Raw genomic sequence first — 23,834 nt, 5'->3', positions numbered from 1 at the left:
GGGACATAAGCAGGTGTCGGCAAAATGCCATCCTCCTGTGGCGCAGTCGTGGCGGCGCCGGTCGCGCCGCCGTCACGACTGCGCGAGCAGCAGCCGAAGGAGACCCTGGGCATGGATCGTTCCTCACCGCCGCTGGATGTCGTCTCGGCGGTGCCGGGCATCGCCTGGCCGGCCCTGCCGGGCCCGACGGGTGCGGCGCTGCTCGCGCTGCTGTTCCAGTTCGAGCAGACGCAATGGTGGCCGGCGGAACGGCTGCGCCTGGCGCAACGGCGGCAACTCTCGGCCCTTCTCGCCCATGCGCGCGAAAATGCGCCCTACTGGCGTGGCCGCCTGCCGCGCGACTGGCCCGCCCCGGCCGAGGAACCGGCCTGGGAAGCCGTCTGGCAATCCCTGCCGATCCTGCGGCGCGAGGACATCCAGGCGGCGGAGGCAAGCGAGGCCATGCTCGCCGGATCCTTGCCCCCCGGCCATGGCGATTACCGGGAGATCTACACGTCCGGCTCCACCGGCCGGCCGGTCCGCGCCGTGCGCAGCGAGCTCTGGGAACTGGTCTGGAGCGCCTTCACGCTGCGCGACCATCTCTGGCACCGCCGCGACCTGACCGGGACGCTGGCGGCGATCCGCGAAAGCGGCGCCGGCAAGGCGTCCTACCCCGACGGGGACGTGGCCGAAGGCTGGGGCGTCTCGAGCGCCGCCCTGTTCGAGACCGGCCGGCTGGTCAGCCTCAACGTCACCACGCCGGTGGCGCAGCAACTGGAATGGCTGGTCCGGCAGGATCCCGACTACCTGCTCTCCCACCCCAGCATCCTGGCGCGCCTGGCGGCGGCGGCGCGGGAGGCCGGGGTGCGGCTGCCGCGGCTGCGCCAGGTCATCGCCATCTCCGAGACGCTGCGCCCCGAGGTCCGAACCGCGATCGAGGCCGCCTGGGGCGTGCCGGTGGTCGATGTCTATTCGTCGCGGGAGGCCGGCTACCTGGCGCTGCAATGCCCCGACCATCCGCATTTCCACATCCAATCGGAAGGGCTGCGGGTCGAGGTGGTGGACGAGGCCGGCAGGCCCTGCGCCGCCGGCGAAACCGGCCGTGTGCTCGTCACGCCGCTGCACAACCTGGCCATGCCGCTGATCCGCTACGACATCGGCGACGCGGCCGAGGTCGGGCCGCCCTGCCCCTGCGGCCGTGGCCTGCCGGTGCTGACGCGCATCCTCGGGCGGCGGCAGAACATGCTGCGCCTGCCAGGCGGGGAACGGCGCTGGCCGCTGCTCTCCTCGAACGACATCGGCGCGTTGCTGGCGGCGGCCCCGCCGGTCAGGCAGCACCAGGTCATCCAGGCGGCGCTGGACCGGCTGGTGGTGCGCCTCGCCGTCGCACGCCCGCTGACGGCGGAGGAGCAGGTCGCGGTCGCCGCCTGGGCGCGGGCGAAGTTCGGCGCGGGCTTCGCGGTGACGGTGGAGACGATGCCCGAACTCCCGCGCACCGCAGCCGGCAAGTTCGAGGATTTCGTCTGTGAGGTGCCCGGCGCATAGAGCAGATCGCATGCGGCTGGAATCAGCCGTGTGCGTGAAGATGCCCGCTCAAACAAGACGAGAGCAGATCGAATACGGCTGGGATCCGCCGTGTGCGTGACGATGCCCGCTCAAACATGTCGAGAGCAGATCGCATACGGCTGGGATAGGCCGTGTGCGTGCCGATGCCGGCTCAAATATGACGAGATCGGTTTCCACCGATGTGGAAACCCATATCGCGGGCGACGGGCCGGGGGATCAGCCCGCCGCGGCCGTGACGACCGCGAGCCGTGCCCCGGCCACGGGCCGCGGCGTTTCGAACCACAGGCAGGTCTCCTCCCGCCCGCGGGCGGGGCACCAGATCCGCCCTTCCCCGAGCGGCGTCATGCCGAGCAGATCCACCACGGCGAGCGACGCAGCGTTGTCCCCCTGCACGGCGGCGCGCACCCGTGCGACATCCAACTGCTCGAAGGCCGCAGCCAGCGCGGCGGGGGCCGCTTCGCGCATGTAGCCGCGGCCCTGGTACCCTTCCCCGAGCCAATAAGTGAGCAAGGCCGTGGCTTCGTCCCCCGGTGCGCGGGAGACACTGATCCACCCGACCACCACCCCATCCGCGCGCCGCTCCATCACCAGCGGCAGGGATCGCCGCTGCGCCGCCGCCATGCGCACGCCGGCAATCCGGTCCAGCGCCATGGAGGGCGTATAGGGCACGGGCCATGAGGCTAGGCGCCGGCTGACCGTCTCGCTCATCATCGCGGCGAGCGCATGGGCATCACGGGGTTCGGCGCAGCGAAGACGCAGGCGTGGCGTCTCGACGGCAGGAAGAGCGGGCGAGTCCACAACCATGCCGAGAGCATACGCGGGAAATGTTAACGTACCAGATGTTTCGCTGCCGCTCGGGGCGCTCCGCGCAGGGTCGCCCGCCCTTCGGCGAGCGTCACCCGGCAGGGCGGGGCAGCCGCCCCGCGCCCGGTCCACCGAACCGGCGCAGCACGGCGCCGCGCCGTGAGAAGGCAGCCTCCGCCGCTCGGGCGTTCGGCGCGGCGACAGCCACCTCGCCCTCAGGCGGCGAGCGCCCCGTCGATCTCCGCCACGCGCCCGGCCGCGCGCGGCAGCAGGCGGCGCAGGTAGAAATCCGCCGTCGCACCGTAGGTTTCCGGCGCCTCGACCGCGGCGCGCGCCAGCATCCAGCCGCCGAGCAGCCAGCCTGCCGCGTCGAGATAGGCGACCGCCACCGACTGGCCGGCATCCGCGTCGCGGCCCTGGGCTTCCAATACCGTCGCGGTGGCGCGGTCCAATGCATCGGCCGCGGCACGCAGCCGGGCGTCGGGGGTGCGCTTCACCTCGGCGAGCAGGGCGCGCATCTCGGCGCCGCCGTCCTTCGCCACCTTCCGCACCAGCAGGTCGATGGCCTGGATGCCGTTGGTGCCCTCATAGATCGGGGCGATGCGGGAATCGCGCAGCACCTGGGCGGCGCCGGCATCCTCGATGAAGCCCATCCCGCCATGCACCTGCACGCCGATGGACGCCGTCTCCACCCCGCGATCCGTGCCCCAGGCCTTGAGGATGGGCGTCAGCAGCGCCAGGCGCGCCTGCGCGTGGGCGTCGCCCAGCAGCGCATGGCGATCGACGCAGGCGGCGGTCTCCAGCGCCAGCAGCCGCGCGGCCAGGGTAACCGCGCGCATCTCCATCAGCATGCGCGCCACGTCAGGGTGCTGCGCGATGGGGCGGCCGCCCTGCACGCGCTCGGCGGCATAGGCTTCCGCGAGGCGCAGCGCGGCCGCGCCATGCGCCACGCCCTGCGTCCCGACGCCGAGGCGCGCATTGTTCATCATCGCGAACATGGCGTTGAGGCCGCGATTGGCCTCGCCGACCAGTTCGGCCTCCGCGCCCTCGAACAGCATGACGCAGGTCGGGCTGCCGTGGATGCCGAGTTTCTTCTCGATCCCGCCGCAGCGCAGGTCGTTGCGCGTGCCGTCCTCCTTCGCCTTGGTCGTGACGAAGAGGCTGATGCCCTTCGAGCCCGGAGGCGCATCCGGCAGCCGCGCCAGCACCAGGTAGACGATGTTGTCGGTGCAGTCGTGGTCGCCCCAGGTGATGAAGATCTTCTGGCCGTGCAGGGCATACTTGCCATCGCCCAGCGGTTCCGCGCGCGTCTTCAGCACGCCGAGGTCGCTGCCCGCGCCCGGCTCGGTCAGGCACATCGCGCCGGTCCACTCGCCGCTGACCATCTTCGGCAGCCAGCGCGCCGCCTGGTCCGGCGTCGCGTGGTGGTTCAGGCAGTCGATCGCCCCCGCCGTCAGCAGCGGCCCGAGCATGAAGGACGCATCGGCCGCCATGCCGAGTTCGACCATCGCGGTCCAGAGCGCCGCCGGCAGCCCCTGCCCGCCATGGTCCACAGGCGCGGAGAGCGACTGCCAGCCACCCTCGATCCACTTCGCATAGGATGCGGGATAGGATGGCGGCGTGGTGACCGTGCCGTTGGCATAGACGGCGCCGGCGCGGTCGGCGGCGATGGCGTTGGGCTGCAGCACCTCCCGGCAGAAGCGGTCGGCTTCCTCGACGATCTGCGCGATGTCCTCGGCCGAGAGCGGCGCCCCGGCGCGATCGGTCAGCGCGGGCAGGCCGACCACGCGGGTCAGGCCGAAGACGAGGTCGGCGGCGGCGGTGGACGTCATGCGGAAACGCCTTCGAGGGCGGCGAGAAGGCCGCTTGCGGGTGGCGCCTCGCCCGCTGCCCAGACGGGCAGCTCGGGCATCGGCGCGGGATCGGATGCGGCGGCGGCGAGCGCCAGGCCCCAGGCGGCGGACAGGCCCATGATGCCGGCGCCGAGCGCCAGCGCGGTGGGGGAGGAAGGCATGGCAGGCATCCTATGCCGTGCCGCCCGGCGCGTGTGAACACTCGAGGCCGATCCGCCCGGAGAGCGTCCCGCCGGGCGCCAGCACCCGCATCGGGCCGAGCGGCGCCAGATCCGGCCGGTTCGCGGCGTCCGGCAGATGGGAGGACGGCTCGACGCAAAGCACCGCCCGGTCGCGCGGCGCATAGACCTGGAGGTTGGTCGCCAGCGCCCCGCTCGCCGTCATGGTCAGCACCAGGCCCGGCCAGGCGATCCGGGCCACGCCATCCCAGCCGGCGAAATGGGTGTCGAGGCCGAGGATGGCCTCCTCCCCGCCATCGAGGCCCGAATCCGGCTCCGCCGAGACGGGCAGGCAGCGGGCGTCGTGGGTGCAGCGGTGCGTGGCGCGGAACGAGAGCCGCGTGCCCAGCGGGCGCACGAACCAGGGGTGCCAGCCGGCGCCGAAAGGCAGCGCTTCCTCGCCGGTGTTGGAGACGGCGAGGTCCAGCAGCAGCCTCTCCTCCTCGGCCGCCACCACGAGCCGCGCGGCATAGCGGTAGGGCGCTTCGGCGACGTCCTGCACCAGTGCGACGCGGCTGGCCGAGCGTTCCGCCACCCGCCAGGGCCGGTCCCGCGACAGGCCGTGGATGGCGGTGCCGTCCTGCGGCCGGTTCATCGGCAGGCGATGCAGGCCGAGGCGGCCACCGTCGAGCCGATTCGCCCAGGGGATCATCCAGAAGGCGCCGAAGGGCCCGCCGAGACGAGCGCCTTCCGGCGCCGGGACCAGCACGTCCCGGCCGCGATGGCGGAGCGCCGTCAGCCCGCCGCCGTCGGCGGCGGCGAGGCGCGCCTCCCAGTCAGGGCCGGCGATGGTGAGAAGGGTGTCGTCCATGTCCTCATCGCCCCCTGCCCGGGCCTCGGGGGCGATCATGCCGGCAGCCGGACCCGCGCCCGCAATCCGCCAAGCGGGCTGTCCTCCAGCACGATGTCGCCGCCATGCGCCCTGGCAATGTCCCGCGCGATGGCGAGGCCAAGGCCGGTGCCGCCGGAGGAGAAGGAGGCGAAGGGCTTGAAGGCCTCCTCCCGCTGCGCCTCGGGGATGCCGGGGCCGTCGTCGTCCACCGTCACCACCGCCCAGGTCCCGGCCTCCCCGCGCGGCACGCGGGAGAGTGCCACCGCGATGCGCCGCGCATGCCTGCGGGCGTTGTCGAGCAGATTGCCCAGGCAGCGTCGCAGCGCATCCGCGCGCACCGGCAGCACGATCGGTTCCCCCGGCAACGCGAGATCCACCAGCGCGCCGTCCCGCCGCGCCTTGGCGGCGGCCTCCCCCACCAGTTCCGCGAGGTCCGCCGGCGCCGCCTGCTCGATGCCTTCCCCGCGCGCGAAGGAGAGGTAGGCGGCGATCAGCCGGTCCATCTCCTCCACATCCTGGGTCATGGCCTGGGCATCGGCCTGTGCGCTTTCGGGCAGCATGGCGAGGCCGAGGCGCAGGCGCGTCAGTGGCGTGCGCAGGTCGTGGCTGATGCCCGCCAGCATCTCCGTGCGGCTTTCGACGAAGCGACGGATGCGACCCTGCATGGAATTGAAGGCGAGCGCCGCCTGGCGGGCCTCGGCCGCGCCTTCCGGCTTCATGGGGCCGAGGTCGCGGCCGCGGCCGAAGGCTTCGGAGGCCTCGGCCAGGCGGCGGATCGCGCGCACCTGGTTCTTCATGAACAGCGCGGCGACGAGGAAGAGCAACAGGGCCGATCCGACGACCCAAATGACGAACAGGTACAGCGTGCCGCTGAACAGCCGCTTGCGGGCCGCTTCCACGTGCAGCACGCCGTCCGGCAGCTGCACGCGGATGATCACGCTGCGCGGGTCGGACTGCCAGTCGGTGTCGAAGGGCAGGCGCACGCGCTCGCGCATCGCGTCATCAAGGTCCTCCTCGAGCGGCAGCAGCGGGAGGGAGGCGCCGCGGTGCGACGCGGGGCCGAGCACCGCGCCCTGTTCGAAGGCGAGCGAAAGATCCAGGCGCCAGGCCGCCTCACGGAAGATCCAGCCGCGCTCCTCCTCCCGCGGGTGGCGGGAGAGCAGTTCGACGACCATCGCCACGTCGCCGGACACCGCGGCGGCAAGACGGCGCGAGATAACGTCGAGGTGGCTGCCGTAGAAGAGATAGAGCGCGATGACCTGAAGCACGACCAGCGGCACCAGGATGATGAGCAGCGCGCGGCCGAGCAGGCCGCGGGGCACCAGGCGACGAAGGAAGCCGGCGAAGGTCATGCGGGGACGGTCGGAGGCAGGGACCTCCCCCCGTACTCCCCCTTCAGCGGAACCCGCAAGCGTGGCCGTGCGGCTTGTGCCAAGGGCGCTCCCTCCAGTCATCGCGTCACGTCGCCGGCTCGAAGCGTGCCATGCGGTCGCCGATCAGCCCGATGCGCGGCGTGGCGCCGGGGCGGTCCGGCAGGCAGACAATCACCTTCTCGATCAGGGTGTGCGGCCTCCGGCAGTTCCTCGCGGCCGTGCGTCTCGTCCCGGCCATCGACTGTCGGGCGTGACTGAGCCCAGACCCGGAAAGAAGTCCAGTCGCTTTGATCGCCCGCGATTCCCTGCACCTGCGGACGATACGGGGGGCAGACGGGTGGCATGGGCGGCGGCACGGCGCCGAACCGCCATGGCCCCGGGCGCGGCGCCTGCCCTGGCACCATGCATTGCGGCGCCCTGGCCCAAGCCAGCCGTCCGATCCCCCGCCTAGAAGCCGCGCAAGCCCTGTTTCCCGCGGGGCAGGGAGAAGCGCCGACCATGGCCGAGGACATCGTTGTCTTCCGTGCACGCAAGATCATCACCATGGATCCCTCGTGCCCCGAGGCGACCCATGTCGCCGTGCGCGACGGCCGGGTGCTGGCCGTGGGCGGGGAGGCCGAGACCTCCGCCTGGGGCCCCGTGCGCCGCGACGACCGCTTCCGCGACCTGGTGCTGATGCCCGGCCTGGTCGAGGGCCACAGCCACGCCATGGAAGGGGGTGTCTGGTCCTTCACCTACACCGGCTTCCACGCCCGCACCGATCCCGAGGGGCGGCGCTGGTCCGGCTGCGACAGCATCGAAGCGATGATCCAGCGGCTGATCGAGGCCGACCGCGCCATGGCCGATCCGGAAGCACCGCTCTTCGCCTGGGGCTTCGATCCCATCTTCTTCGGCACGCGCCGCGTCGTCGCCGCCGACCTCGACCGCGTCTCGACGACGCGGCCGATCCTGATCCTGCACTCCAATGGCCATGTGCTGAACGTCAACAGCGTGATCCTGCGCCGCGCTGGCATCACCGCCGCGACGGAGGTCGCCGGCGTGGTGCGCGATGCGCAGGGCGAGCCGACCGGCGAACTGGCCGAGATGGCGGCCAAGTACATGGCCCACAAGGTGGTGGGGAACCCGTTCTACGAGGCGCTGGAAAACCCGCAGACGCTGCGTCGCTTCGGCATGGCGGCGAACCGCACGGGCGTCACCACCGCGACCGACCTGTTCAGCGCATTGCCCGACGCCGCCGTTGACAACTACCTGCGCGTCACGGCCGAAGAGGATTTCCCGATCCGCCTCGTGCCGGCGATGAACGGCCAGGCGATGGCGATCGAGGAGGGCGTCGCGAAGATCCTGCGCCTCCGCGGCCGCAGCACCGACCGGCTGCGCTTCGGCATGGTCAAGCTGATGACCGACGGATCCATCCAGGGCTTCTCGGGGCGCCTTCGCTGGCCGGGCTATATGGGCGGACGGCCGAACGGCGTGTGGAACATGGCGCCGGAGGTGCTGGCGGACTACCTGGACGCCTACCACGCCGCCGGGGTCCAGTGCCACATCCACACCAATGGCGACGAGGCGATCGAGGTGATGATCGGCGCGATCGACCGCGCCCTCCAGCGGACGCCGCGCCTCGACCACCGCCACACGCTGCAGCATTGCCAGATGGCGGATGCGGCGCAGTTCCGTCGCATGGCCGCCCTCGGCATCTGCGCAAATCTCTTCAGCAACCATGTCTACTACTGGGGCGAGGAGCACTGGGCGCACACCATGGGCCCCGACCGCGCCCGCCGCATCAACGCGGCGCGCACCGCGGCGACGAGCGGCGTCAACTTCGCCATCCACTCCGACGCGCCGGTGACGCCGATCGGGCCGCTCTTCACCGCCTGGTGCGCGGTGAACCGCCTGACGGCGAAGGGCCGCGTGCTGGGACCGGAGGAACGCATCAGCGTGCCGATGGCGCTGCGCGCGATCACCCTCGGCGCTGCCTGGACGCTGAAGCTCGACCATGAGATCGGCAGCATCGAAGTCGGCAAGGCCGCCGATTTCTGCGTGCTGCAGGACGACCCGCTGGAAGTCGCGCCGGAGCGGCTGAAGGACGTGAAGGTCTGGGGCACCGTGCTCGGCGGCCGCCCCTTCCCGGTCGCGGCATGAGGATCAATGCGGGGCTGCGCGTCCCGCTCACCGTCATCGGCGGCTTCCTCGGGGCAGGCAAGACCACGCTGGTGAACGCGCTGCTGGCCGAGCCGGGCGGGGCGCGGCTCGCGGTGCTGGTGAACGACTTCGGCGCGGTGAACATCGACGCCAGCCTGATCGTGGCGCGGGAGGGCGACACCATCGCCCTCAGCAATGGCTGCGTCTGCTGCGCGATGGGCGACGATCTCGGCCGGGGCATTGCCACCATCCTGGCGCGCCGCCCGACACCCGAGCACATCGTGGTGGAGGCAAGCGGCGTCGCCGATCCCTGGCGCATCGCCGAGATCGCGCTGATCGACCCGGACCTCGTGCTTGCCGGCGTCGTGGTGCTGGCCGATGCGTCGGGCATCACGGCCCTGCTGACGGACCCGCTCGTGGGCGAGACCGCCCGGCGCCAGCTGCAGGCGGCGGATCTGCTCTTCCTCACCAAGCCGGACCTGGCGCCGGCGGAGAGCATCGAGGCCGCTCGCGCCGCCCTGGCGGAACTGGCGCCGAAGGCGCGCCTGCTGACCGTCTCGCACGGCGCGGTGCCGCCGGAGGTGGTGCTCGGCGAAACCGGCGCGGATCGCCGCCTCGGCCCTTCGCGCCCGGCCCGCCATGCCTCGCTGTTCGAGACGGTGACGCTGCGCCCGTCACGCCCCCTGGCCGAAGCGGAACTCCGCGCCGCGCTCGATCGCCTGCCGGCGCCGGTGCTGCGCGCCAAGGGCCTGCTCCGCATGGCCGGCGAGACGGGCCGGGCCTGGCTCGTGCAGCGCGTCGGCCGGCGCACCGAGATCGCCCCCCACCCGCTGCCGACCGGCGCCGCCGAGGCGCTGGTGCTGATCGGCACGGCCGGCACGGATGCCGCGGCCGAAGCATTCCGCCCCCTGGGCCTCACGCCGGTCCAGGCGCTGCAGATTCCGCGCTGAACAACCCAAGGGAACGACCATGCATCGCCGTCACCTTCTCGCTCTCGGTGCGACCGCTCTTGCCGGCGCCGGCACCGCCCAGGCCCAGGGAACCTTTCCGACGCGGCCCATCCGCATCATCTATCCGTATCCGCCGGGGGGCGGCGGCGACATCGTCGCTCGGCTGGTGGCGGAGAAGATGCGCAGCGACCTCGGCCAGCCCGTCGTGGTGGACAACCGCCCCGGCGCCGGCGGGCTGATCGGCGCCGAGGCCGCCGCCCGCGCGCCGAAGGATGGCTACACCGTGCTGGTGACCGCCGGCGGGCTTGCCATCGCCCCTTCCGTCTACACCCGGCTCCCCTTCGATCCGGTGCAGGACCTCGTCGGCGTGGCGCAGCTCGCGCTGGTGCCCCTGCTGGTGGTCACGCGCCCCGAGAGCCCGCTCAACAGCATCACCGACCTGATCGCCCAGGCGCGGCGGGAGCCTGACGGCGTGATCTTCGCCTCCTTCGGCAACGGCACGCCGCCGCATCTCGTGGGCGAGAGCATCCAGCAGCACGCCGGTGTGCGCATGACGCACGCACCCTATCGCGGCGGCGCGCAGGCCATGCCGGACCTGCTGTCCGGGCAACTGACCGTCGGCATCTTCGATGTCGTGTCCATGGCGCCGCATGTCGCCGCCGGCCGGCTGAAGGCGCTCGCCATCACCGGCCCGCGCCGTGCCGCGGCGCTTCCCGAGATACCGACGCTGTCCGAGGCGGGCGTGCCGTTCGACGCCGTCGGCTGGCATGCGGCCTTCGCGCCCGCCGGCACGCCGCAGCCGATGGTCGATCGCCTGAACGCCGCCTTCGTGCGCGCGGCGAACCTGCCCGAGGTGCGGGCGGCGATCGTCGCGGGCGGTTCCATTCCGGTCGAGCCGCCGCTGACCGCGCCCGAGTGGACCGCGCAGTTCCGGCGCGATGTCGAAACCTGGGGCGCCGTCGCCCGCGCCGCGAATGTGACGATGGACTGACCGGGCGCAACGGACGAACGGCGGCGACATGGATGTGACGAGCCTATTGTCGCCGACCGCGGCGGTCTGCGCCGCCATGGTCTTCGCCGTGGCGGTGCTGCGGGGCTTCACCGGCTTCGGCTTCGCCCTCGTGGCGGTGCCGTTGCTGAGCCTGGTGCTGGCGCCGATCGTCGCCGTTCCCCTGGTCCTGCTGCTCGAGGTCGTGGCGAGCGCGCAGTTGCTGCCGAAGGTGTGGCGGCAGGCGCAGTGGCGCATCGTGCTCATGCTGACGGGGGGCGCGGTGCTCGGCACGCCGTTGGGCCTGTACGGGCTGTCGCTCCTGCCTACGGAAGTGATGCGACTTGCCATCGCCGCGGTGGTGCTCGCCACCGCGCTTCTGATGAGCGCCGGCCTGCGCTTCCGCCATCCCCCGGGGCGCCGCATGGCAGTGGCGGCAGGCATGGTTTCGGGCGTGCTGAACGGCGGCGCAGCCATGAGCGGGCCGCCGGTGGTGTTGTTCTTCCTCGCCTCGCCGGGCGCGATCGCGATAGGGCGCGCCTCGCTGCTGCTCTACTTCCTGCTGGCGGACGTGATCGGTGCAGGCCTTGCGGCGGCCTCCGGCCTCGTCACCGGGGAAGTGTTGCTGCTGACCGCCTGGCTGCTCCCGGCATTGTTCGTCGGCCAGGCGATCGGCGCGCGCCAGTTCCGCGAGGATCGCCAGCACGCCTACCGTCGTGTCAGCATCCTCGTGCTGCTGGCCGCCAGCCTGCTCTCGGCCTTGCGCGCCGCGGCCGATATCTGGGGCTGAATGCCGCTACGGCGCCGGCGCCTCATGGCGGTCGGCGAGGATCCGCGCACAGGCCGCAAGCCGCATGATGCCCGGCTCGATCCGTTCCGCCGGAATGGCGGAGATGCCAAGGCGGATGCAGTCGGGGGCCGTGGCGGGATCGGCGAAGAACACACCGCCGGGTTCGACCAGCACGCCGCCCCCGGCGGCAGCGGCGCACAATGCATCCGCACCGATGCCGGGCGGGCAGCGCAGCCAGAGCGCACTACCTTCGGCATGCTCGGCCATGCCGAAAGCCGGCAGATGCTGCCGCACGGCGTTCCGCAACGCCATGCGTCGTTCGTGCTCTGCCTCGCGCAGCTTCGCGATCAGGCCGTCATAATGCCCCTCGGCCAGGAACAGGGCGGCGGTGCGCTGCACGACGAGCGGCGTGTTCCGATGCATCAGGCGCCGAAGCGCGCGCGCCTCGGCGATGAAGGGCGCCGGGCCCACCAGGAAGCCGAGCCGCACGCCCGGTGCAAGAACCTTGGAAAAGCTGCCGAGGTGAAGGACGCAGCCCGCACGGTCCTGCGCACAGAGCGCGGGCCCACCGTCGCCGAGGTCGCCTTCGTAGTCGTCCTCGATCAACACGGCGCCCGACTGCCTCGCCCATTCGAGCAGCGTGCGCCGCCGCGCCGGCGACAGCGGGGCCATGGTCGGGCAGTGGTGGCCGGGTGAGAGAATGAGGGCGTCGAGACCGTCCAGCGATGGCCCCGGCACCAGGCCCTCCGCGTCCACGGGCAGATGGCGTACCGCGCCGGCGTGCAGGACGGCGATATTGCGGGCGTCGGGATAGCCGGGATCCTCCACCCCCACCGTGGTGCCCGGCCCGAACAGCAATTGGGCGACGAGGTAGAAGCCTTCCTGCGAGCCGAGCGTCGTCAGGATCTCGTCCTCCCGCGCCAGGATGCCGCGGCGGGGCAGCACATGGCGCCGCAACTGCTCGATGAGGAGCGGGTCGTCCTCCGCGATGTGGTCCGCGACCCACCAGTTGACCGCATTGCGGCCGAGGGCATCGCGCGAGCAGGCGCGCCAGGCGGCGAGCGGGAAGAGGCCAGGATCAACCTGGCCGTAGATGAAGGGGTACGGGTAGCGCTGCCAGTCCCTCGGCTTGACGATGTTCCGCTGGAGCGACGGACGGCGTTGCAGGCGCTCGGTCCAGCCGGGCGTCGCCGGTGATGGCGGCGGCGCGTCGCGGGCCGGGGCTGACGCCGCGCCGGCCGCGACAAAGACGCCCCGCCGCGGCACGCTGTGCAGCAGGCCGCGCGCGATGAGGTCCTCATAGACCGCGACCACGGTGTTGCGCGCCAGCCCGTGGCTTTGCGCGAGTTCCCGGGAGGAGGGCAGCGCCTGCCCGGGGGCAAGCCGCGCCGTTTCAATGGCGGCGACAATGGCGCGCCGCAATGCCGCTTGGCGCGGTACGTCGCCCTGGCTCTCCAGATCGAAGCGGACCATGTCTTCATCCCAGATGCCTGGTGGTGGCCATGGGCAGGACAAGCCACGAACTGCTGCCGTGGCGAGCCCGGTGCCTCCTCAAGCAACCCGCACCAGCGAAGTGCGGGATCGCGGAGCCCTACGCGCGCGGCTGTGTTGCGAATTCAGAGTTGTCGCGCACGCGCTGGACGGCCCTTCCGGATCCCCGGCACCACCCGCCGCCGTCAGTCCCCAAAAGCCAAAGAAGGGAGGGGGTTCGGGGGAGGTTCCCCTCCCCCCGACCTTCCCTTCCCCTCACGGCCCCGGCCTCAACACGTACCCCCGGTGCCGGATGGTCTGGATGAACCGCGGCTCGCGGGGATCGGTCTCGATCTTGCGCCGCAGCCGCGTCACCTGCACGTCGATCGCGCGCTCGCCCGCCTCGGGCGTACCGAGGGCGGCGCCGATCTCCTCGCGGCTCAGCACCTCGCCCACGCGGCGCGCGAGCGCCTGCAGCAGGGAAGCCTCGCCCCCCGTCAGCCGCACCACGCCTTCCGGACCGCGCAGTTCGGCGCGCTCGATGTCGAACCAGCGCAGCCCGAGCTGGACCGGCGCGGCGGAGAGCGGTTGCGGTGCGGAGGCCGGCGCGGCACGGCGCAGGATGGTGCGGATGCGCAGCGCGAGCTCGCGCGGGTCGAAGGGCTTGGCCAGATAGTCGTCCACGCCGTGCTCGAAGCCGGCGATGCGGTCTTCCGGCGCGCCGCGCGCCGTCAGCATCAGGATGGGCACCTCGTCGCCGTCGCGGCGCAGGGATTCGGCCAGTGCCAGGCCGGATTCGCCGGGCATCATGACGTCGAGCACCAGCAGGTCGAACATCATGGCGGCGATGGAACGCCGCGCCGCGGCCGCGTCCGCCACCGCGGTGACGCGGAAGCCCTGCTCGGTGAGGAAGCGCTGCAGGAGGTCGCGCAGCCTGGCGTCGTCATCGACGACAAGAAGGTGCGCGGTCTCGGCCGATCCGTTCATCGGGTCGTGCCCGGCGCGACGGCCGGCCCTTCCAGCAGGTCGCAGGCAGCCCGCGCCTGCTCGCCCATCAGCCCGCGCATCACGCGGCGGAAGCCTTCCACCGCGGCCGGGCCCGCCTCGCGGTAGGCCTGCATCACTGTCTCGCGCTGGCGCTCGAAGAGACGGCGCTCCAGCGCGGCCCCCTTCTCGGTCAGCGTCAGCAGGCGCTGGCGGCGGTCGTTGCGTCCCGGCGTCTGGGTCACGTAGCCGTCCTCGACCAGCGGCTGCAGAACGCGGCCGAGGCTCTGCTTTGTGATGGCGAGGATACCCAGCAGGTCGCCCACCGTGATGCCTGGCCGGCGCCCGACGTAATGCAGCACGCGATGGTGCGCGCGGCCCATGCCGAGTTCGGCGAGGATCGCGTCCGCGCCCGCGGTGAAGTCCCGGTAGCCGAAATAGAGCAGGTCCTGGGCGAGACGCAGTTCCTCCTCCCGCAGGAAGAGAAGGTTGCGTCCGGCCGGCAGCGTGCTGCGTTCCGGGGTGTCCGCGATCTGCGCGCTGCGACTGCCTGACATGTGCTGCCGTGGGCCTCCTCTTGGGTCAGTATCATTGACCGATCAGACGTGTCATTCTAACTTATTGGCCATTGACGCAACATTCTTTCGTCGTCGCTGCTGCCCGCATCGCCAGCCCGCACGCATAACGAATCAGGAAGGATCCGCCGCATGGGCCAGTTCCCGATCACGCGCACCACCTCGCCGAAGCAGAAGCCGGCGGATGATTCGCTGTCCTTCGGCAAGGTCATGACGGACCACATGTTCCTGATGAACTATGAGGAAGGGAAGGGCTGGTTCAACCCGCGCATCGAGCCGTATGGCCCGATCAGCCTCGACCCCGCGACCTCGGTGCTGCACTACGGCCAGGCGATCTTCGACGGGCTCAAGGCCTTCCGCGGCGATGACGGGCAGATCCGCCTGTTCCGCGCCCAGCGCCATGCCGAGCGCTTCAACCGCTCCGCCCAGCTCATGTGCATGCCGGACCTGCCGGTGGACATCATCCGCCAGAGCTTCGACGCGCTGGTCGGCGTGGATGCGGACTGGGTGCCGCGCAAGGCCGGCACGGCGCTGTATCTGCGCCCGACCATCATCGCGACGGACGTGATGCTCGGCGTTCACCCGGCGCACAACTACCTCTACTTCCTCATCCTCTCGCCGGTCGGCTCCTACTACAAGGAAGGCGTGAAGCCGGTGCGCATCCTTGCCACCGACAAGCACGTGCGCGCGGTGAAGGGCGGCACGGGGGAGGCCAAGACGGCGGCGAACTACGCCCAGTCCCTGGCCGGCCAGCGGGATGCGGAAAAGGAAGGCTACACCCAGGTGCTCTACCTGGACGGCGTGCACCGCAAGTACCTCGACGAGGTCGGCACCATGAACATCATGGTCCGCATCGGCGACGAGGTGATCACGCCGCCGCTCGCCGGCACGATCCTCGACGGCGTCACCCGCGCCTCCACGCTGCAACTGATGCGCGACTGGGGCCTGAAGGTCAGCGAGCGGCCGATCACCATCGACGAGGTGATGGAAGCCGGCCGCAACGGGACCCTGCGCGAGATGTGGGGCACGGGCACGGCGGCGGTGGTCTCGCCGGTGGGCACGCTCGGCTACAAGGGCGAGGACGTGGTCATCAACGGCGGGCAGACCGGCGAAGTGACGCAGAAGCTCTACGACGCCATCGTCGGCATCCAGTACGGGCGCAGCAACGACGCGCACAACTGGACCAGCGTCGTGCCCGCGAACGCGGCCTAGGCCGCGCCCACCGATGGACTTGCGCGGCGCGCGGCCTGGGACTGCCGCCGTCGCCGAGCCGCGAGCCGGCGCGCTGAGCCGGATCAGTCTTCCAGAGAGAAGGCATCGCGCGGGGAAGGCTTCGCCCGCGAATACTCGATCGCTGTGTAGCCGCCGCCCTGGTAACGCTCGGTCACCGGGTCGGCGGTGACATGCGCCACCTCCGGCCGCCAGGATTCGGCGGAGTCCCGGGGCGCCCAGCCGATGCGCTCGCGATGGTCCCTGCCCCAATAGGAGGCCGGGTTGTCAGAGCAGGCCCAGATCACGGCATGTCCGGCCCGATCGGCGAGCACACAGCGCTCCACCAGCCGCGTCAGGTCGCCAAAGGACAGCCAGGTGGAGAGCATCCGCCGGTCGACCGGCTTCGGGAAGCAGGAGCCGATGCGAAGGTTGACGTTCTCGATGCCGTGCTTGTCCCAGTACATGCGCCCCATCAATTCACCATAGGCCTTGGACAGGCCGTAGTAGCCGTCCGGGCGGAAGGCGCAGTCGTGGTCCAGGCGCTCGCTGTTGCCCGTGGGGCGTTCGTGGAAGCCGATCGAGTGGTTGGAACTGGCGAAGACCACCCGCGCGCCTTCCCGCCGCGCCGCTTCATACACATGGTAGAGGCCGCGGAGGTTGGGGCCGAGCACCTCCTCGAAGGGACGCTCCACGCTGACGCCGCCGAAATGCAGGATGGCGCCGCAGCCCTCCGCCTGGCGGATCAGCGCCACGCCGTCATTGAGGTCGGCCTTCACGAAGGATGCGTTCGCCGGCATCGGGTCCGGGAAGGGCACGATGTCGGTCAGGCGCAGGCGCCAGCCGTGCTCGGACAGCGCCTTGGCGAGATGCCGCCCGAGCGCGCCGGAGGCGCCGGTGAGCAGGACAGGCCTGGCGGGTGCGGTCATGGCGTCAGCCTCCGTAGCCGAGCAGCAGGCGCGGCAGCGTCAGGGAAATGTCCGGCCAGTAGGTGGTGAAGGCGAGCGCGACCAGGATCGCGCCCCAGAAAGGCATGATGGTCCGCATGATGTGCTCGATGCGGATCTGCCCGATGGCGCAGCCGACGAACAGCACCGCCCCCACCGGCGGCGTGGTCAGGCCGAGGCCGAGGTTCATCATCATCACCATGCCGAACTGCACCGGGTCCATGCCGATGGCGGTGACCACCGGCAGGAAGATCGGCGTCGTGATGAGGATGAGCGCCGCCATGTCCATCACGCAGCCGAGGACCAGCAGGCAGACGTTGATCAGCAGCAGGATGACGATGGGATTGTCGCTGATGGCGAGCATGCCATCGGTGAGGATCTCCGGCAGCCGGTACATCGCCAGCAGCCAGGCGAAGGCGGTCGCCGTGCCGACCAGCAGGAAGACCACCGCGGTCGTCCGCACCGAGGCGCGGACGGCGATGACGAAGTTCTCCCAGCTGAGTGCGCGATAAGCCAGGATCGTCACCAGAAGCGCCCAGATGGCGCCGAAGGCCGCGCTCTCCGTGACGGTGAAGATGCCCGTCAGCACGCCGCCGAGGATGATGAAGGCGGTCAGCAGACCCGGCATCGCATCGACGAAGGTCCAGGCCAGGTGCCCGAAGCCCTTCCACGCCTCGGCCGGGTAGCCGCGGCGCACCGCCACGACATAGGCGGCGATGCCGAGGAAGAGGCACATCAGCACACCCGGCACGATGCCCGCGATGAAGAGCGCCGAGACCGAGATGCCGCCCCCCGCCGCCAGCGAATAGAGGATCATGTTGTGCGAGGGCGGGATCAGGATGCCCGCTATGGACGATGTCACGGTCAGCGACACCGCGTAGTCCACCCCGTAGCCCTTGGCCTTCATCGCCGGGATCAGGATGACGCCCGTCGCCGAGGTGTCCGCCACCGCCGAGCCGGAGATCCCGCCGAACAGCATGGAGGTGGAGACATCCACCATGCCGAGCCCGCCGCGCATCCAGCCGACGCAGGCGGAAGCGAGGGCGATCAGCCGCCGGGCGATACCGCCATGCAGCATGATCTCGCCAGCGAAGATGAAGAAGGGGATGGCGAGGAGCGCGAAGATGCTCATGCCGCTCGCCATCTGCTGGAAGGCGACGGCGGGGTTCAGCCCTTCCCACAGGAAGCCCGCGACGGCGGCGATGCCGAGGCAGAAGGCCACCGGCACGCCGGCCATCACGCCGATCGCGAAGACCGCAAAGATCAGGAGGAGTCCCGGTTCCACGCGCGCGCTACTCCAGGAAGGCGGCGGCGACGCCGCGCTGTTCCGGGGCTTCCTTCGACAGGATGTCCTTCAGCACCTGCTCGATGGCGAAGAGCACCATCAGCGCCCCGCCGACCGCCATCGGCACGTAGGTCCAGCCCTGGCTGATGCCGAGCAGCGGGATCCTGAACGCCGCCACCATGCCGACGAGTTCCCACGACCACACCGCCATGCCGAGGCCGAACAGGCCCATCAGCGTGTCGCAGCCGAGCGCGACCCAGCGCTGCGCGGGGCGCGGCAGCGCCTCTCGCACGCCGAGGACGGAGAGGTGGAAGCGCTCCCGCACGCCGACCGCTGCCACCGGCATGGCGATCGCCAGGATGGCGAGCGTCGCCGCGCGCTCGATCCAGGTCGGCGTGTCGTTCAGCACGTAGCGGCCGAAGACCAGCCAGCCCATCATGGCGAGCAGGCCGACCAGCGCGGCGCCCGCCACGGCGACCGTCAGCGCGGCGAGCCAGTCGAGCGCGCGGGAGAAGGCGTTCACCGGAGTTCGCGGATCTGGCGCACCAGCGCCGCGAGCCGCGCATCCGCGGCGTACTTGGCGTAGACCGGCTCCATCAACGCGGACCAGGGCGCGCGGTCGCTGATCTCGATGACGGTCACACCGGCCGCGGCGACGCGCTCGCGGGAGACGCGCTCGCGCTCGGCCCAGGCGCGGCGCTGGATCGTGGCGGATTCACGCGCGGCATCGCGCAGGATGGCGCGTTCCTGATCGTTCAGCCGGCGCCAGCGCTGGGCGGAGACGGCAAGCACCTCCGGCACGTTGGAATGCTCGGTGGTCGAATAGTAGCGCGCCACCTCGAAGTGCCGCGTGCTCTCGTAGGATGGCCAGTTGTTCTCCGCCCCGTCGATCACGCCGGACTGGAGCGAGGTGAAGACCTCCCCGAACGGCAGCGGCGTCGGGTTGGCGCCGAGCGCGCGCATCAGGTCGATCCAGAGGTCGGAGGTCTGCACGCGGATCTTCATGCCGCGCAGGTCGGCCGGCGTGCGCACCGGCCGCGTCGTGTAGAGGCTGCGCGCGCCCGCGTCGTACCAGGACAGCGCGATGATGCCGATGCGCTCGAGGTCCTGCGCGATCGCCTCCCCCGCCGGCCCGTCGATCGCTTGCTGCATGTGCCCCACGTCGCGGAACAGGAAGGGCAGCGTGACGACGTTCGTCGTCGGCGCCAGGTTGTTGAAGGGCGAAAGGTTGAAGTTGGCGAAGTCGATGGTGCCGAGGCGCATCTGCTGGATCGCCTCGTCCTGCTGGCCGAGCTGCGCGGAGTGGAAGGTGCGCATGCGGATGCGATTGCTGGTGCGTTCGCCGACCATGCGAGTGAAGGCATCCATGCCGATGCCATTGGGATAGTCGGCCGCATGGATGTTCCAGCCGCGCCATTCCTGGGCCGCGGCCGGCGCGGCCGACAGGCCGATCGCACCAAGGGCGGCGGTTGCCAGCGCAGCCAGCAGGAGGCGGCCACGCCGCCAGGGGGTGGGGTCCATCAACGTCTCCTCCGCGTCGGGGGTTGGTCGGGCCACCCCTCGGTTTTCATTGGCTGCAATAGCAGATCGCAGTTTGATGCGCCGGCGTGACGGACGTCAACGCCGGTGTCAGCCTCTCCGCCAGCCTGCCACGAGGTCGCGAAGCCGCGCGAGGGATTCCGGCGCCAGCGGCCAGGAAGCCGGCGGCCGCGCATGGCCGACATCGTCCCCCGCCAGGGCCAGCGCAGCCTTCACGACCGAGACATTGGCGCCGTTCTGCTCCTCGGCGCGCAGCGCCTCGAAGGGTGCCATCTCCGCGATCAGGGCATTGGCGCGCGGCATGTTGCCGGCGCGCAGCGCGGCGAGGATGGCGACAGAGCGCTCCGGCGCGAGATTGATGAGGCCGGAGGTGAAGCCCTGCGCGCCGAGGGCCGTCATCGGCGGCGCCCAGGGCTCGGCCAGGCCGCAGACGAAGCGGATGCCGGGCGCGGCGCGGATGGCGCGGGCGAGCGCCATCAGGTCGGGATTGGCCCACTTCACCGCGACCACCCCGGGCAACGCGCAGAGCGCCGCGATCGCGTCGTGCCCGATGCCGGCATTGCGCAGGTAGAGCACGACAGGCAGGCCCGCCGCCTCGGCGACGCGGCGCACGTAATCCGCCACGCCGCGCGGGCTGGCGAAGGGGTCGGGCGGCTGGTGCACCATGACGGCGTCGGCGCCGTCCGCCTTCGCGCGCGCGGCGAGGCGCACCGCCTCCGTCACGCTGCGCCCGACGCCGGCGATGATGCGTGCCCGGCCGGCAATCAGCGCGGGGACCTCCGCCTGCATGCGTTCCGCCTCGAAGATGGTCAGGCCGTAGAACTCGGAGGTGTTGCCGTTGACGGTCAGCGCGTCCACGCCCGCCGCGACGCAGCGCTCGACGATGGGGGCGAGGCGGGCCGGGGCAATTCCGTCATGCGCGTCGAACGGCGTGACCAGGATCCCGGAAATACCGGACAGCGCCTCGGCAAGCGTCATGGCGATCGTTTCCCCCGGGGCGGCCGCAACACGCCGTTGGTGACGAGCGAGCGCAGCACATGCGCGCGCATCCGGGCCTCGGCCAAGGTAGGGTCGCGGCGCCGCAGGGCGGCGACGATGCCCTGGTGCTCGCGCAGCGCCCTGGGCAGGTCGCGCGGCATGCTGCCGACCGCGCGGCAGCGCCCGAGATGGTCGTAGGCACGCAGCGAACCGAGGGAGCGGATCAGGAACGGGTTCCCCGTCGCGTGGTGGATGCGGGCGTGGAAATCCTCGTTCGCCGCGTCCAGGGCTTCATGGTCGGCGGTCTCGGTGCCGGCCTTCATGCGCGCGAGGATGGCGGCGAAGGCGGCAAGCGCCCCGGCCTCGAGCCGCTCCGCCGCCAGCGCCGCCGCCACCCCTTCGAGGGCAGCGCGGATGCGCCCGAGTTCGGCGAGTTGCGCCGGGCCGACTTCCGCCACCACGGTCCCGCGGCGCGGCAGGGTGATGACCATGCCGTCCTGTTCGAGGCGCTGCAGCGCCTCCCGCACCGGCTGGGCGGAGATGCCGAGCTGCGTCGCCAGGCCGCGTTCGGAAATCTTCCCACCCGGCGGCAGCATGCCCTGCACGATGGAGGCCCGGAGGCGGCGATAGGCCCGTTCGCCGAGGGAGAGCGTCTCCTCCTCGGCCAGCGGCGCGAGCCTTCCTCGGGCTGTTTCGGCGGCGGCCATGGACAACTGCCATAGCAGTTGGCAGCCTTTCCGGGAAGTACGAGGAGGACCCGCCATGCCCCGCAAGCGCCCCGAGGAACTGCGCAGCCACCGCTGGTTCGGCGTCGACGACCTGCGCGCCTTCGGCCATCGCAGCCGCATGCTCCAGGCCGGCTATGCCGAGGATGATTTCCGCGGCAAGCCGGTGATCGGCATCATCAACACCTGGTCGGAACTCAGCCCCTGCCACTTCCACTTCCGCACGCGGGCGGAGGAAGTGAAGCGCGGCGTGTGGCAGGCCGGCGGCTTCCCGGTCGAACTGCCCGCGCATCCCGTGACGGAGCAGTACCAGAAGCCGACCAGCATGCTTTATCGCAACCTGCTGGCGATGGAGACGGAGGAACTGGCGCGGTCGCATCCCTGCGACGGGCTGGTGCTGCTCGGCGGCTGCGACAAGACGCCGCCGGGGCTGATGATGGGTGCGATCTCGTCGGGGCTGCCGTCGATCTTCGTTCCCGCCGGGCCGATGCTGCGCGGCAACTGGCGCGGCAAGACGCTCGGTTCCGGTTCCGACGTGTGGAAGTACCATGCGGAGCTGCGCGCGGGGAACATCACGCCGGCGCAGTGGAAGGACATGGAGGGCGGCATCGCGCGGTCCTTCGGTACCTGCATGACCGCGGGCACCGCGGCGACGATGATGCTGGCGGTGGAGGCGTTGGGCTTCACCCTGCCCGGCGCTTCCTCCATCCCCGCCGCGGATTCCGCCCATCCGCGCATGGCCACCGAGACCGGCAAGCGCATCGTCGAGATGGTGTGGGAGGACCTGACGCCGCAGGCGCTCATCACCGAGGGCAGCGTGGACAACGCCGTCACCGCCACCATGGCCTTCGGCGGATCGACCAATGCGATCCCGCACCTCATCGCCATGGCGCGGCGCGCCGGCGTGATGCTGGATCTCGAGCGCTTCGACGCGCTGTCGCAGCGCGTGCCGCTGGTGGCGAACCTGCGCCCCAATGCGGGCGAATACCTGATGGAGGATTTCTTCTACGCCGGCGGCGCGCGCGCCTTCCTCAACCGCATCCGCGACTACCTCGACCTCTCGGCGCGCACGGTCACGGGCCGCAGCATCGGGGAGGACATCGAGGGCGCCGAGGTCTTCGACGAGAGCGTGATCCTGCCGCTCGACAAGCCGTTGCAGAGCGAGGGCGGGCTCGCGGTACTGAAGGGCTCGCTGGCGCCGAAGGGTGCCGTCATCAAGACCTCGGCCGCCGATCCGCGCCTGTTGCAGCACACCGGGCCGGCGGTGGTGTTCGAGGACTACGCCGACCTCAAGAAGCGCCTCGACGATCCCGACCTGCCCGTCACGCCCGATTCCGTGCTGGTGCTGAAGCAGGCCGGGCCGCAGGGCGGGCCCGGCATGCCGGAATGGGGCATGCTGCCGCTGCCGAAGAAGATGCTGCAGGCAGGCGTGCGCGACATGGTGCGGCTGTCGGATGCGCGCATGTCCGGCACGTCCTACGGCACCTGCGTCCTGCACGTGGCGCCGGAAAGCCATGTCGGCGGGCCGCTCGCCTTGGTGAAGGACGGCGACCTGATCCGCCTCGACGTCGCGGGCCGGCGGCTTGACCTGCTGGTGGACGAGGCGGAGATGGAACGCCGCCGCGCCGCCTGGACGCCGCCGCAGCGGCGCTACGGGCGCGGCTGGACCTCGCTCTACCTCGACAACGTCACCCAGGCGGACGAGGGCTGCGACCTGCGCTTCCTCGAAGGCACGCTGCCGACGCCCGAGCCCGACATCTACTGACCGCGGGTGAGCGCGGCGTTCGAATCCTCGAAGCGCCGCGCCGCCGCGTCCACGTCGAAGCGGCGTTCGTCGAGGGTCTCCGGGTCCCATTCGCTGCGCTCGGCGGCGAAGAAGTCGCCGCCATAGACGTGCAGGGCCGCGGTCAGGCGGGGGATGGGGTTGGTGACGGAATGGATCACGTCCCGGCCCAGCACCGCGCAATCGCGGGTGGCGAGGGCCTTGGCGCCGGCGGCTTCGATGTGGTGGCCTTCGCCGGTCTCGATCCGCCGCCAGAATATATTGTCCTCCCGGCCCGTATAGATGCCGATCACGGCCCACATGCGGTGGTCGTGCGGCAGCAGCGTCATGTACGGACCCCAGACCAGGTTCAGGATGGTCAATTCCGGCGAGCGGTAGATCGGGGAGAGCCCCGCGCGTTTCGGCTCGCCCATCGCGGCGAGGACGGCGCCGGGGTCCGAGACGGCGCGCGCGATCACCTCCCGCACCGACTTGTGGGTGCGGTCCTGCTCGATCGCCTGGCGGCAATCCTCGACGAGTCGATCGATGTCGAACATGGCCTGGCCTCCCTTCCCGGTCGCGGGCCGAGTTCAGGCACCCGGCCCGGCGCGCCCCAATGTTACGCCCCCGTGCCGTGGCCGTGCACGGGGATTGCACCGCGGGACGCCTTGCCGAGCCCGCGCAGCCCGGAGAACATGGCGCGACACTGAGGAGCCGCGCCGAGATGAAGACGATCGCCGATGCCGCCGCCGCGCTGGCCGCGGGCCGCACCACTGCCGCCGCGCTGACCGAGGCCGCGCTCGCGCGCATCGCCGACCCGTCGGGCGAGGGCGCACGCGCCTTCACCGCCGTCCATGCGCAGTCGGCG

Annotated in this window: 23 protein-coding genes; 7 read left to right on the top strand and 16 right to left on the bottom strand. The window is 71.3% G+C overall.

Annotated features, from left to right (window positions below):
* Positions 1-111: 111 nt before the first annotated feature.
* Complete coding sequence (locus GXW76_RS09320; protein ID WP_211861739.1) at positions 112-1,524, top strand: phenylacetate--CoA ligase family protein; 1,413 nt, start codon at positions 112-114, stop codon at positions 1,522-1,524.
* A gap of 237 nt (positions 1,525-1,761) precedes the next feature.
* Here GXW76_RS09320 and GXW76_RS09315 read toward each other — a convergent pair whose 3' ends face one another.
* From GXW76_RS09315 to GXW76_RS09290, 6 genes are all read right to left on the bottom strand, one after another.
* Entirely contained in the window at positions 1,762-2,349 is a 588-nt protein-coding gene (locus tag GXW76_RS09315; RefSeq protein ID WP_211861738.1) for a GNAT family N-acetyltransferase, read from the bottom strand.
* A 215-nt stretch (positions 2,350-2,564) separates the two neighbouring features.
* On the bottom strand, positions 2,565-4,181 hold the full coding sequence (locus GXW76_RS09310) for an acyl-CoA dehydrogenase (RefSeq protein ID WP_211861737.1): 1,617 nt from the start codon (positions 4,179-4,181) through the stop codon (positions 2,565-2,567).
* Positions 4,178-4,363: a hypothetical protein gene (locus GXW76_RS09305; protein ID WP_211861736.1), complete on the bottom strand. Its 186-nt coding sequence runs from the start codon at positions 4,361-4,363 to the stop codon at positions 4,178-4,180. The genes GXW76_RS09310 and GXW76_RS09305 overlap by 4 nt, the downstream gene beginning before the upstream one ends.
* A gap of 10 nt (positions 4,364-4,373) precedes the next feature.
* On the bottom strand, positions 4,374-5,231 hold the full coding sequence (locus GXW76_RS09300) for an aldose epimerase family protein (protein ID WP_211861735.1): 858 nt from the start codon (positions 5,229-5,231) through the stop codon (positions 4,374-4,376).
* Between the two features lie 35 nt (positions 5,232-5,266).
* Complete coding sequence (locus GXW76_RS09295) at positions 5,267-6,604, bottom strand: ATP-binding protein (protein WP_211861734.1); 1,338 nt, start codon at positions 6,602-6,604, stop codon at positions 5,267-5,269.
* A gap of 106 nt (positions 6,605-6,710) precedes the next feature.
* Positions 6,711-6,863, bottom strand: a complete 153-nt coding sequence (locus GXW76_RS09290) for a hypothetical protein (protein WP_211861733.1) — start codon at positions 6,861-6,863, stop codon at positions 6,711-6,713.
* Between the two features lie 260 nt (positions 6,864-7,123).
* Between GXW76_RS09290 and GXW76_RS09285 the strand changes: the two genes are divergently transcribed.
* From GXW76_RS09285 to GXW76_RS09270, 4 genes are read left to right on the top strand one after another with little or no spacing between them, the layout of a single operon-like run.
* Positions 7,124-8,764 (top strand): amidohydrolase, encoded by a 1,641-nt coding sequence (locus GXW76_RS09285; RefSeq protein ID WP_211861732.1) that lies wholly within the window; start codon positions 7,124-7,126, stop codon positions 8,762-8,764.
* Complete coding sequence (locus tag GXW76_RS09280; protein ID WP_211861731.1) at positions 8,761-9,714, top strand: CobW family GTP-binding protein; 954 nt, start codon at positions 8,761-8,763, stop codon at positions 9,712-9,714. The genes GXW76_RS09285 and GXW76_RS09280 overlap by 4 nt, the downstream gene beginning before the upstream one ends.
* Before the next feature lie 19 nt (positions 9,715-9,733).
* Complete coding sequence (locus GXW76_RS09275; protein WP_211861730.1) at positions 9,734-10,705, top strand: tripartite tricarboxylate transporter substrate binding protein; 972 nt, start codon at positions 9,734-9,736, stop codon at positions 10,703-10,705.
* 28 nt (positions 10,706-10,733) lie between these two features.
* A complete protein-coding gene (locus GXW76_RS09270) occupies positions 10,734-11,492 on the top strand; it encodes a sulfite exporter TauE/SafE family protein (RefSeq protein ID WP_211861729.1) in 759 nt (252 codons plus the stop codon).
* A gap of 6 nt (positions 11,493-11,498) precedes the next feature.
* Here the strand turns inward: GXW76_RS09270 and GXW76_RS09265 are convergent, their stop codons facing one another.
* The 3 genes from GXW76_RS09265 to GXW76_RS09255 all read right to left on the bottom strand — a co-directional run bounded on the left by GXW76_RS09265 (position 11,499) and on the right by GXW76_RS09255 (position 14,503).
* The gene (locus GXW76_RS09265) at positions 11,499-12,965 is read right to left on the bottom strand and encodes an aminotransferase-like domain-containing protein (protein WP_211861728.1); all 1,467 of its coding nucleotides are present in this window, start codon (positions 12,963-12,965) and stop codon (positions 11,499-11,501) included.
* Between the two features lie 273 nt (positions 12,966-13,238).
* Positions 13,239-13,949: a response regulator gene (locus tag GXW76_RS09260; protein WP_211861727.1), complete on the bottom strand. Its 711-nt coding sequence runs from the start codon at positions 13,947-13,949 to the stop codon at positions 13,239-13,241.
* Complete coding sequence (locus GXW76_RS09255) at positions 13,946-14,503, bottom strand: MarR family winged helix-turn-helix transcriptional regulator (protein ID WP_211861726.1); 558 nt, start codon at positions 14,501-14,503, stop codon at positions 13,946-13,948. Before GXW76_RS09255 ends, GXW76_RS09260 begins: the two co-directional genes overlap by 4 nt.
* Positions 14,504-14,653: 150 nt before the next feature.
* Between GXW76_RS09255 and GXW76_RS09250 the strand changes: the two genes are divergently transcribed.
* Complete coding sequence (locus GXW76_RS09250) at positions 14,654-15,733, top strand: branched-chain amino acid aminotransferase (RefSeq protein WP_211861725.1); 1,080 nt, start codon at positions 14,654-14,656, stop codon at positions 15,731-15,733.
* 83 nt (positions 15,734-15,816) lie between these two features.
* On the opposite strand, the gene GXW76_RS09245 is transcribed toward GXW76_RS09250, so the two are convergent.
* The 6 genes from GXW76_RS09245 to GXW76_RS09220 form a co-directional block, all read right to left on the bottom strand.
* Positions 15,817-16,659 carry an NAD-dependent epimerase/dehydratase family protein gene (locus GXW76_RS09245; RefSeq protein WP_211861724.1) on the bottom strand — a complete coding sequence of 281 codons (843 nt, stop codon included), beginning with the start codon at positions 16,657-16,659 and terminating at the stop codon, positions 15,817-15,819.
* A 4-nt stretch (positions 16,660-16,663) separates the two neighbouring features.
* A complete protein-coding gene (locus GXW76_RS09240) occupies positions 16,664-17,962 on the bottom strand; it encodes a TRAP transporter large permease (protein WP_211861723.1) in 1,299 nt (432 codons plus the stop codon).
* Positions 17,963-17,969: 7 nt separating this feature from the next.
* The gene (locus tag GXW76_RS09235) at positions 17,970-18,485 is read right to left on the bottom strand and encodes a TRAP transporter small permease (protein ID WP_211861722.1); all 516 of its coding nucleotides are present in this window, start codon (positions 18,483-18,485) and stop codon (positions 17,970-17,972) included.
* Positions 18,482-19,483, bottom strand: a complete 1,002-nt coding sequence (locus tag GXW76_RS09230; protein ID WP_211861721.1) for a TRAP transporter substrate-binding protein — start codon at positions 19,481-19,483, stop codon at positions 18,482-18,484. The genes GXW76_RS09235 and GXW76_RS09230 overlap by 4 nt, the downstream gene beginning before the upstream one ends.
* Positions 19,484-19,591: 108 nt before the next feature.
* A complete protein-coding gene (locus GXW76_RS09225) occupies positions 19,592-20,479 on the bottom strand; it encodes a dihydrodipicolinate synthase family protein (protein ID WP_211861720.1) in 888 nt (295 codons plus the stop codon).
* Positions 20,476-21,186, bottom strand: coding sequence for a GntR family transcriptional regulator (locus tag GXW76_RS09220; protein WP_211861719.1), 711 nt, complete (start codon positions 21,184-21,186; stop codon positions 20,476-20,478). Before GXW76_RS09220 ends, GXW76_RS09225 begins: the two co-directional genes overlap by 4 nt.
* Before the next feature lie 55 nt (positions 21,187-21,241).
* On the opposite strand from GXW76_RS09220, the gene araD reads away from it, so the two are divergent.
* Positions 21,242-22,969, top strand: coding sequence for an L-arabinonate dehydratase (gene araD / locus GXW76_RS09215; protein ID WP_211861718.1), 1,728 nt, complete (start codon positions 21,242-21,244; stop codon positions 22,967-22,969).
* On the opposite strand, the gene GXW76_RS09210 is transcribed toward araD, so the two are convergent.
* Positions 22,963-23,523 (bottom strand): hypothetical protein, encoded by a 561-nt coding sequence (locus GXW76_RS09210; RefSeq protein ID WP_211861717.1) that lies wholly within the window; start codon positions 23,521-23,523, stop codon positions 22,963-22,965. The two genes, araD and GXW76_RS09210, sit on opposite strands and share 7 nt — an antisense overlap.
* Between the last annotated feature and the right edge of the window lie 311 nt (positions 23,524-23,834).

The sequence above is a fragment of the Neoroseomonas soli genome, assembly GCF_018129065.1.
GTDB lineage: Bacteria > Pseudomonadota > Alphaproteobacteria > Acetobacterales > Acetobacteraceae > Neoroseomonas > Neoroseomonas soli.
Note: the sequence above shows the minus strand (reverse complement) of the source record. Positions and strands in the feature narration are given on the sequence as shown.